9 protein-coding genes and 1 pseudogene are annotated in these 8,291 nt (G+C 61.0%); 3 read left to right on the top strand and 7 right to left on the bottom strand.

Annotated features, from left to right (window positions below; genetic code table 11):
* A pseudogene (locus NW857_RS08880) lies at positions 1–328 on the top strand (hypothetical protein); the annotation flags it as partial.
* Between the two features lie 34 nt (positions 329–362).
* On the opposite strand, the gene NW857_RS08875 reads toward NW857_RS08880, so the two are convergent.
* The 5 genes from NW857_RS08875 to NW857_RS08855 form a co-directional block, all read right to left on the bottom strand.
* The gene (locus NW857_RS08875; RefSeq protein WP_414336153.1) at positions 363–593 is read right to left on the bottom strand and encodes a DUF2555 domain-containing protein; all 231 of its coding nucleotides are present in this window, start codon (positions 591–593) and stop codon (positions 363–365) included.
* A gap of 500 nt (positions 594–1,093) precedes the next feature.
* Positions 1,094–1,690: a response regulator transcription factor gene (locus tag NW857_RS08870; RefSeq protein ID WP_414336152.1), complete on the bottom strand. Its 597-nt coding sequence runs from the start codon at positions 1,688–1,690 to the stop codon at positions 1,094–1,096.
* A 165-nt stretch (positions 1,691–1,855) separates the two neighbouring features.
* Entirely contained in the window at positions 1,856–2,398 is a 543-nt protein-coding gene (locus NW857_RS08865; RefSeq protein WP_414368701.1) for a pentapeptide repeat-containing protein, read from the bottom strand.
* 204 nt (positions 2,399–2,602) lie between these two features.
* Entirely contained in the window at positions 2,603–3,454 is an 852-nt protein-coding gene (locus tag NW857_RS08860) for a DNA-formamidopyrimidine glycosylase (RefSeq protein WP_414336141.1), read from the bottom strand.
* A 52-nt stretch (positions 3,455–3,506) separates the two neighbouring features.
* Positions 3,507–3,734, bottom strand: a complete 228-nt coding sequence (locus tag NW857_RS08855; protein ID WP_414336138.1) for a photosystem I reaction center subunit IV — start codon at positions 3,732–3,734, stop codon at positions 3,507–3,509.
* A gap of 114 nt (positions 3,735–3,848) precedes the next feature.
* Here NW857_RS08855 and NW857_RS08850 point away from each other — a divergent pair, with 114 nt between their 5' ends.
* Together NW857_RS08850 and NW857_RS08845 are read left to right on the top strand one after the other, a co-directional pair.
* Positions 3,849–4,721: a penicillin-binding transpeptidase domain-containing protein gene (locus NW857_RS08850; RefSeq protein WP_414336139.1), complete on the top strand. Its 873-nt coding sequence runs from the start codon at positions 3,849–3,851 to the stop codon at positions 4,719–4,721.
* Between the two features lie 116 nt (positions 4,722–4,837).
* Entirely contained in the window at positions 4,838–4,990 is a 153-nt protein-coding gene (locus NW857_RS08845) for a chlorophyll a/b-binding protein (RefSeq protein WP_011429120.1), read from the top strand.
* A gap of 360 nt (positions 4,991–5,350) precedes the next feature.
* Here NW857_RS08845 and NW857_RS08840 read toward each other — a convergent pair whose 3' ends face one another.
* Positions 5,351–7,021 (bottom strand): NAD+ synthase, encoded by a 1,671-nt coding sequence (locus NW857_RS08840; RefSeq protein ID WP_414336069.1) that lies wholly within the window; start codon positions 7,019–7,021, stop codon positions 5,351–5,353.
* Positions 7,022–7,109: 88 nt separating this feature from the next.
* The coding region (gene uvrC / locus NW857_RS08835) for an excinuclease ABC subunit UvrC (protein WP_414368700.1) at positions 7,110–8,291 on the bottom strand (1,182 nt) is incomplete at its 5' end.

Here is an 8,291-nt window from a genome sequence, read left to right as displayed (position 1 = left end):
GGAAATCCAGGAGCTGCATCAGTCCATCCAGGCCAGCCGCGCTGAGTCTGCCGAACAAGCTGCTGCCCAGGCTCAAAGCTTGCGAGAGCTACAGCAGGTTGTCAGCGAGACCCGCTCTGACCTGGCCCATCTTGCCGAATGGGCAGAAGAAGTGACTCAAGCTCTGATTACTCTCACCGCTCTACAACAAGAGCACGAACGGGCTATGCAGGCCATCAACCAACGTCAAGCGGAAACGGATCAAAGGTTCAACATCCTCCTTGAGGAAGTACGCTACCTAATTCGCAAGCAGATTTCTGACGGAAGTCCTCCTCCCCCCTCAGCCTGAACACCAGGATCCCTTCAGAACTGCGAGGGCAGCCCTAATCTTCATCCACTTCCCACTCCAATAGGTGTGCATAGGGAGCCACCAAGCTGGGAGCATAAAAGGCAATGGCTCGAAGGGCATGCCAGTCTTCCAAGCAGCCAAAGACAGTTGGGTAGTCATTGCGCTCCAACCGCTCTGCAATTGCGGCCACATCAGCTTCGGTAAACTGGCCGGGATCCATTCCCTTGGCGGGGGCTTCTACTTTGGACTTGGATCGGGCAGACATAGGCAGCTTGAACACGCTACAAGCCGATCTTAACCTCTTCTTTTCGCGCGGCGAACCTTGACCAAAGACTTAACATATAGCCATTTCAAATAGCAATAAAACGGTTTGTGACATCGTTATGGCTACGCAACGCTGTCGCGAACGCGCCGGCGGCGCGGAGCGCTATCCCTTACTCCCCGTTCCAAAGGGGAGGATTCTGAATGACTGGTATTGCTTGGCAACGCTGCGTGAACAGTTTCCAGATACCAGATAGTTGTTTGCTTTTTTAAGAAAGGTGTGGGTTGGTGTTGTGTCGAGACCAAAATGCAGCGCTTAACATTCTGCGGGGGGCACTGGAGCTGTTGGGGATGGAGTGGAACTGCCCCGCAAGAGGGAACGACTGGGGAGACCAACACCTCTGCTGTGGAGGGGGAACCCAAAACAGTAAGTGGGGTCGTTGAACCAGTAATCCCAAAGGGCGACCTTGGGAGAATCCCCTAGCTTTAGCTATGGGGAGTATGTCAAAAAATCCCCAGTTGTTGTGCCTTGAGGAGGGCGGTGACGCGGTCGGTGGCGTCTAGCTTGCGGTAGGCGGCGCTGGCGTACTCTTTCACGGTCTCGACACTGATGCCGAGGCGGCGGGCGATCTGCTTGTTGGCCAAGCCTTGGCTCATCAGTTGCAGCACGCACAACTCGCGGGGGGTGAGCTTGGGCAACTCCTGCCGGGCAGGCAACCAGTCTCGGTCGGGGTTGGCCAAGATCTGCCGAATAACGCGGGCCAGCTCCGCCGGATCGGTTTCTTTGGAGAGGTAGCCTTTGGCCCCAGCCCGCCGCGCTGACTCGATCAAGGCCGGCTCCTGAAAAGTAGTCATCATCACCACCACCACCGGCAGGCCCAGCTCGGCAATCTGTTGGCAGGCGGCGATCCCGTCCCCATTGGGCATACGCACATCCAAAATGGCCACCTCGACGGGGCAACGGCGACAGTACTCAACGGCCTGGGATCCCGTCTCGGCTTCCGCCACCACCTCGAATCCTTGCGCTTGCAGGGCAAACTTCAGCCCCAGCCGAAACAGAGGATGGTCATCGGCGATGAGGACGCGGACAGGAGAACTCATGGCAGGGGATCCCAGCCTATGAGAGGGCTGAGTTCATTCTGCCCACAAGAGGGATCCCGGATAACGTGCCCTCACCCCCAACCCCTCTCCCAAAGGGAGTCAACCCAAGCGCTCCGCGCCGCTCACGCGACCACCCCCAACCCCTCTCCCAAAGGGAGAGGGGAGTTAGTTTTTCACAAAGACCATGCCCCAGGCACTGGGGTTGAAGGCGGGATCCAGCCGGGTTTGGGCATTGTACAGAGCGCCCGTCAGATCGGCTTCTTCCAAAAAAGCGCCGCGTAGATCGGCCCCACGCAGATCGGCCTGGCGCAAGGTGGCTCCTGTCAGGTCGGCGCCGGCGAGAATGGCCCCTCGCAAATCAGCGCCGCTGAGGTTGGCCACCTGAAGATTGGCTCCTGTGAAATTGGCCTGCTGCAGGTTGGCCTGGCTGAGATCGGCTTCCCACAAAAAAGCTCCGCCCTGCTCCGCACCGCTCAGGTTGGCGCCGCGCAAATCGGCCAAGTTGAGGATTGCCTGGGAGAGGTCGGCAGCTTGTAGGTTGGCCTGCCTGAGGATGGCTTCTTTCAGGTTGGCCCCCTGCAAATCAACTCCCGGCAGCTCGGCTCCTGTCAGGTCGCAGGCGGGGCAATCTTTGCCGGGAAAAACGACTTGAGAGCGGCCCAGTTGGGCGTCCAACTCCAGTTGGGCAAAAACAGGAACCGCCGGCATCCCGACCACCCCGCCGAGGAGACCGACCCAGAACTGGGGCCATGCCATTTTTTTCACTGGGATCCCTCCCTCACCCCCGGCCCCTCTCCCAGAGGTGCCCAAGCGCTCCGCGCCGCTCACGCGACCACCCCCAGCCCCTCTCCCTCTGGGAGAGGGGAGCTGGGGATCAACCTAGAACTATAGCTGCTTACGGGGGATACGCCATCAAGTCTCAACCTGGCCTGGAAGTGGCTGGCAGTGGGGGCAAAAGTGGGCTGAGCGGCCCGCCAGCTTGATCCGCTGAATGGGGGTGCCACAGAGGCGACAGGGATCCCCTTCTCGACCGTACACCCATGCCTGCCCTTGGTAGTTGCCGTTAAGCCCACGCAGATCCCGGTAATCCCGCAAGGTGGTGCCCCGCTGCTCCAGCCCGACCCGCAACACCTGGATCAAAGCTTCCCGCAGGCGTGCCTTGGCAGAGTCGGAGAGCTGCAAGGCGGGCGTCAAGGGGTGAATGCCGCTCAGAAACAGGGCCTCGTCGGCGTAGATGTTGCCCACCCCCGCCACCAGCGACTGATCCAGCAGGGCGGTTTTGATGGGGCGCCGGCTCTTCCGCAAGGACGCCTGGAAATAGGCTTCTGAAAAGGCCGGCGACAGCGGCTCCGGCCCCAAGCTCTGCAGAGCGGCGATCACCGTCTCCGGCTCCACCCCGGCGGGCACCAGCCACATCTGGCCAAAGGTACGCAGATCTACAAAGCGCAGCTCCCACCCCCGCTCCAGGCGCAGCCGGACGCGGGTATGGGCCGGCAAAGGCTCGGATCCCTGAACCCAGAGCAATTGCCCGGTCATGCGCAAATGCACACCCAGAACCGCTCCGGAATCTAGGGATCCCAAAAGATATTTGCCTCGCCGCTGCCACTGGGTAAAACAGGCGCCGATTAAGCTTTGCCCAAAAATCTCCTTTGCCGGATAGGCAATGGTGCGCGTCAGGAGCACCTCCACTGCCAGTATCCGCGGCCCCAGGGTGAGGCGCTGCAAATCTTGCCGAACCGTCTCAACTTCTGGCAGTTCCGGCACAGAACGCCTCACTCAAGCAACACAGCTCCCGGCGATGAGAACTCCCCCTGGTTTAGCTAGCCGGGGTGGCTTTGGCCTTGGCTTTGGGAGCTTCCAGCACCTCCAGCTCATCTTCGCGGAAGTTGTTGGTGTTGATGTTGTAGTAGTTGATCTTGTCGAAGCGGACGATCACCGGATAAAGAATGCCGCTGGTATCCACCGCCGCAACCGTTCCCACATCCCGATACCAGTAGGATTCTTTCCGCAACACACGGACTTTGGCACCACGCTGAATCGCCATGAGGGTTCTCTCCATTGACCTGCACTTCAGATTACCCTAGTCCGTGAGAAGGCTGCGATTTCCGAATTTTTGTAACAGGGATCCCTGTCGTTCTTGGCTGGGGAGGGGGAGCCGATGAAACGCCGCACCTGTGGGGCCTGGCTCTTGGGTTCTGCTGTGGCCTGGGGTTTGCAAGGGCTGCCCCATCCGCGCGATTTTGCCATTGTCCTCAACCTGAACACCGGTCGTCTGACGAGGGTTTGGCAGCCGGAGCAGGCTGCGCAGATCAGGGCCAGCCCTGGCTCAACGGTCAAGTGCGCCGTGGCCGCCGCTGCCTTGCAGACCGGGATCAGCTCCGGCGAGCGGGCCATCCACTGCCCCGGCTGGTGGGATCCGCCACCGCAATTGGGGTTGGGCCGGCTCACTTGCTGGGATCCGCGCGGACATGGGGAGCTCAACTTGCGCCAAGCTTTGGCTCGGTCTTGTAACGTGCATTTTTACCAGTTGGGCTGGGAGCTGGGGGCCAAGACCCTGGTGGAGTGGCTGCGCCGCTTTGGTTTGACCCAGACAGAAAACACGGCCCCGGCACCGCTGTTGGCGACCGGTCTGGCCGGCTCGGCGGATCCCTGGGAGCTGTTGGTGTATGCGGGGGTGATCGCCCGCCGCGGCGTTCCCCTTTCTGGGGAGATATCCCTGCCTGCTCTCTCTTTGCCGGATCGCATCTGGGATGCTCTCCATGCCGGCATGCGTTTGGCAGCAACGGCGGGCACCTGCCGCGGCATCGCCCCAGACGGGATCCCGGTGGCCGCTAAGTCTGGGACCATCCTTAATCCTCACCGACGCGGACAACCCGTTCTCTGGGCCGAAGATTTCCAAGCTTGGTTGCTGGCTTTTTGGCCTCTGCCGGATCCCCGCTGGGCGCTGGTGCTGCACCTGCATCAGGGCAAAGCCTACGAGGCGGCCATTCCCCTGGCGCGGCAGATCATCGCCGCCATCGGAACCAGATGATCACCTTCCTTGCAATCATGAAGAAATGCAAACTATACTGAAGGTTAGCTGCTGTTCCTGTAATCGTTCTTTGCGGATCCCTGCTCACCCTCGTTCCAATTCCATTGGAGGTTCTTATGTCCAACCCCAACCTGTCTGAGCCCAAGTTTGGATTTAACGAATATGCCGAGCGTCTCAACGGTCGCGCGGCCATGATCGGCTTTGTATTAGCCATTGTCATTGAAGCGGTGACGGGCCAAGGCGTCGCCTCCTGGCTGGGCCTGATCTAGAAAACTCGGCTTGCTGCGCTGCGGGCCCTAGAGTTAGTCTTGAAGCGACAAACGGGAGACTCTTGGATCCTGGTGAGTGGAGAGGCAAGCTTAGAGGCCCTGCTTGCCTTAATCTTTGTTGAGTCGAAGAAAAGTTTTGCTCTGGGGTCTGCCGGCTGGCAGGCCCTTATTGACAGAAAAAACGTCCGCGCCCCTACCCGAATCCTTGTAGGAAAAGCGAAACCGGTTGTGCTCTTCCAACCCCCCTCTCCCCCTGGGAGAGGGGCTGGGGGTGAGGGCATCTCCGGGAGAGGGGCTGGGGGTGGTCGCGTGAGCGGCGCGGAGCGCTTGGGCTGACTCCCCCTGGGAGAGGGCAAAATCTCAACTGATCCCTTCCTGGCATTTGGCGATGGGCATGCGCCAGCCGGTGCCAAAGGCGCGATCGGTAACCCGCAGGCCGGGGGGAGCCTGGCGGCGCTTGAACTCGGCCTTTTGAACCAGGCGCAGCACCTGTTGTACGGTGTCGGGATCAAACCCTTGGGCCACCAGCTCGGCAGCCGACTGGTGCTGTTCGATGTGCCGCTGCAGGATGGTGTCCAGCAGGTCATAGGGGGGCAGGCTGTCGCTATCTTGTTGGCCGGGCCGCAGCTCCGCCGAGGGAGGCTTGGTAAGGATGGGGAGTGGGATCCGCTCCCCCTGGCGGTTGATCCAGCGGGCCAGGCGGTAGACCCAAGTTTTGGGCACATCGGAGATCACCGCCAGGCCGCCGGACATATCCCCGTAAAGGGTGCAGTAGCCCACCGCCAGCTCCGACTTGTTGCCTGTGGTCAAGAGCAGCCGGCCAAACTTATTGGAAAGGGCCATGAGCAGGGTGCCGCGAATGCGCGATTGCAGGTTTTCTTCCGTCGTGTCGGGGGGCAGGCCGGCGAAAGCTTCTGCCAGCAGGTGCTGGTAGCTCTCCATAATCGAGTGAATGGGCAGCTTCAGGGTAGGGATCCCCAGGTTTTGCGCCAGTTGGTAGGCATCGGTCAGGCTGCCCGGGCTGGAATAGGGAGAGGGCATGAGCACCCCCAGCACTCGCTCCGGGCCCAGGGCATCGGCGGCAATGACAGCAGTAACAGCCGAGTCGATCCCCCCCGAGAGGCCCAGCAAGACTTCGCGAAAGCCACATTTGCTGACGTAGTCGCGGGCGCCCAGAACCAGCGCCTCGTAGAGCTCTGCTTCCGGCTCCGTTGGCCAGCGGGATCCCGGCGGGCTCTGTTCCTCGTCGGGGGGATGGGTCAGCGCCTCCACATCCACAATCAGCCGATCCGGCGCGAAGGCAGCGGCTTGGGCCACCAGCCGGCCCCGGCCATCTAGGGCGCAACTGGCCCCGTCGAAAATGAGGTCGTCATTGCCCCCCACCTGGTTGACGTAGAGGATGGGCAGGGCATGCTTGCGGGCCAGGGATCCCAGCATCTCCACCCGCAATTTTTGCTTGCCCAGGCTAAAAGGAGAAGCCGACAGATTGATGAGTAAATCGGCGCCACAGCGGGCCATCTCTTCCACCGGATCGCGGTGGTAGCGGCGGTGGCGCCAAAAGTCGCGGTCGTTCCAGATATCTTCGCAGATGGTGAAGCCCAGCCGGCGACCACGGTACTCGATGGGCCGGGGCGGGGATCCCGGCTCGAAGTAGCGATCCTCGTCGAAGACATCGTAGGTGGGCAGGAGCGACTTTTGAAACCAGTGGCGGATCTGACCCCCTTCCAGCCAGGCCGCGGCGTTGTAGAGGGGCCGCCCCTCCGGCAGAGGGTTGGGCTGCACGGATCCCACCACCACCGGAATGCTATCCCGCAGCCGGGCGGCCAACTGCTGCAAAACTTGGCCTGCCCTCTCGACCAGGGCCGGGTAGAGCAACAGGTCGCGAGGCGGGTACCCCAACAGGGCCAGCTCAGAGGCGATGGCCAGCTCCGCTCCTGCCGCTGACGCTGCTTCCACCGCCAGACGGATGCGCTCGGCATTGCCGCTGAGATCGCCAACGGTGTAGTTCAGTTGCAGCAGCGCTATCTTCACCCTGGCCCCCTTGGCCGAGAACGGCTGTCCTAGCAAGTGGTGGATTTCACGATAATAGGCCAGCTCCAAGGGGAGATTTGGCTCCCCGTCAGCGTCTCTCCGGCTCCGCCAACGCAGTTGCCGGCAAATCGGCCTCCGGGTGGAAGTAGCGGTAGATCTGGCGCGCCAGCTTGGGGCCAATGCCGGGCACCCGGGCCAACTGGTCTTCTGAGGCCACCTGGATGCGAGCAATCGACCGAAACTCTTCCATCAGCAGCTTTTGCCGGTACTTGCCCAGGCCGGGGATCTCGTCAAGCGTAGAGGCCTGTTGGCGCAGCTTCCGTTGCTGGCGATGGTAGGCAAGGGCAAAGCGGTGGGCCTCATCTCGCAGGCGTTGCAACAGCAGGCGAGCCGGATCTTGCGCAGCCAACCGCAGCGGCACGGGATCCCCCGGCAGGAAGATCTCTTCTTCTCGCTTGGCCAGGGCAATCACCGGCAGGTGATCCAAACCCAAATCCGCCAAGACGGCCATGACTGCCGACAGTTGCCCCTTGCCCCCGTCGATGAGCACCAAATCCGGCTGATCCTCGGGAGTCATCTTGCTGAAGCGACGCCGTGCCACCTCGGTATGGCTGGCAAAATCATCGGAATGGCCGGGGCGTACCTCAGGGTTGCGAATCTTATAGCGGCGGTAGTGTTGCTTGGCCGGCAGGCCATCGATAAACACCACCTGACTGCCCACAGCATCGGATCCCTGAATGTGGGAAATATCGTAAGCTTCCAGACGGCGGGGCGGCTCCGGCAGATCCAAGACTTCCGCCAAGCGCTCCAAGGCAGCAGTGTTCTGATCGGCCAGGCGCTGGCTGCGGGCTAGCTCCAGCTCGGCGTTTCGCTCCACCAACTCGATCAGCTCTGCTTTGCTCTGCCGTTGAGGGGTGATAAGGCTTACCTTGCGGCCCTTTTTCTGGCTCAGCCAAGACTCCAGAAAATCGCGATCGGGCAATTCATACTGGGTCAAGATTTCCGAAGGAATTTCCACCGGATCACAGTATTGGTAATGTTCTTGTAAAACTCGCTGCAAAATCAACGCCGGATCATCGCCCCGATTTTCGGCAACAAACCCCAGCCGTCCCACCAACTTGCCGGCCCGCACCTGAAACAATTGAATGCAGGCTCGCGAATCGTTCATGGCCAGGGCCAGAGCATCACGGCTGGCGCTAGAGTTGGGCAAAGAGACCTTCTGGGATTCGCCCAGTTGCTCTAGGCCGCGGATTTGATCCCGATATCGCGC

Origin of the sequence: Synechococcus sp. H55.9 (genome assembly GCF_047462355.1) — a bacterium.
In the GTDB taxonomy this organism is placed as follows: domain Bacteria; phylum Cyanobacteriota; class Cyanobacteriia; order Thermostichales; family Thermostichaceae; genus Thermostichus.
This window is presented reverse-complemented; position numbering and strand designations above follow the sequence as displayed.

Coding starts and splice junctions, on each gene's coding strand:
- NW857_RS08850 (WP_414336139.1), top strand. CDS start 3,849: ATGAAACGCCGCACCTGTGGGGCCTGGCTCTTGGGTTCTGCTGTGGCC.
- NW857_RS08845 (WP_011429120.1), top strand. CDS start 4,838: ATGTCCAACCCCAACCTGTCTGAGCCCAAGTTTGGATTTAACGAATAT.
- NW857_RS08865 (WP_414368701.1), bottom strand. CDS start 2,398: ATGCCGGCGGTTCCTGTTTTTGCCCAACTGGAGTTGGACGCCCAACTG.
- NW857_RS08870 (WP_414336152.1), bottom strand. CDS start 1,690: ATGAGTTCTCCTGTCCGCGTCCTCATCGCCGATGACCATCCTCTGTTT.
- NW857_RS08875 (WP_414336153.1), bottom strand. CDS start 593: ATGTCTGCCCGATCCAAGTCCAAAGTAGAAGCCCCCGCCAAGGGAATG.
- NW857_RS08855 (WP_414336138.1), bottom strand. CDS start 3,734: ATGGCGATTCAGCGTGGTGCCAAAGTCCGTGTGTTGCGGAAAGAATCC.